At 69.0% G+C, this 1,067-nt stretch carries 1 protein-coding gene; it reads left to right on the plus strand.

Features of this window, described 5'->3' with window-relative positions:
* Window positions 1-118 precede the first annotated feature (118 nt).
* Window positions 119-1,067, plus strand: a 949-nt coding sequence (locus ACFYMU_RS33440) for an IS481 family transposase (protein WP_388381498.1), incomplete at its 3' end; no start/stop codon positions are given.

The following is a 1,067-nucleotide window of genomic DNA, read 5'->3' on the forward strand; positions in this document are numbered from 1 at the left end:
TGTTCTGTCCGGGGAGGTTGTGGACGGGTGAGCCAGGTCTCGGCTGAGGGATCTTGAACAGGTGAGGGCCTTCCGGTTCGGTGTGGATTGCGACGTCTACACCAACAGAAAGGCCCTCGTGGTCCACCGTAATGCACCCCTGACCGAGACCGGACGCCTGCGCCTGGCCCGCTGCATTGTCGAGGACAACTGGCCCCTGCGCAGGGCCGCGGAACGCTTCCAGGTCTCCCCGACCACAGCCCAGCGCTGGGCCGACCGCTACCGGCAGCTGGGCGAGGCAGGCATGGCCGACCGCTCCAGCCGTCCGCGCACGAGCCCGCGCCGCACCCCGACCCGCACCGAGCGGCGGATCATCAAGGTCCGCGTGCTGCGCCGCTGGGGACCGGCCCGCATCGCCCACCTCCTACGGCTGGTGCCCTCGACGGTGCACCGCGTGCTGACCCGCTACGGCCTGGCCCGCCTCACCCACCTGGACCGGGCAACGGGCCGTGTCATACGCCGCTACGAACGCGACAAGCCCGGTGAGCTGGTGCACGTCGACATCAAGAAGCTCGGCAACATCCCCGACGGCGGCGGCCACAAAGCCCTCGGCCGCCAAGCCGGCCGCAAGACCCGTTCCGGCGTCGGCTACAGCTACCTCCACACCGCCGTCGACGACCACTCCCGCCTTGCCTACAGCGAGATCCACGCAGACGAGAAGAAGGAGACCGCCACCGGCTTCTGGCAGCGAGCACACACCTTCTTCGCCCAGGCCGGGATCACCGTCGAACGGGTACTGACCGACAACGGCTCCTGCTACCGCTCACGCGACTGGCGAGACCTGCTGGCGGCAGCGGGGATCGCCCACAAGCGAACCCGCCCCTACCGGCCGCAGACCAACGGCAAGGTCGAACGCTTCAACCGCACCCTGCTCGACGAGTGGGCCTACGCCCGCCCCTACCGCTCAGAGCAGGAACGACGCGACGCCTTCCCCGGCTGGCTGCACACCTACAATCACCACCGCGGACACACCGCGCTGAAAGGCCAGCCACCCGCCAGCCGCGTTCCCAACCTCACAGGGCAATACA

Source organism: Streptomyces sp. NPDC007264 (assembly GCF_042869095.1).
GTDB lineage: Bacteria > Actinomycetota > Actinomycetes > Streptomycetales > Streptomycetaceae > Streptomyces.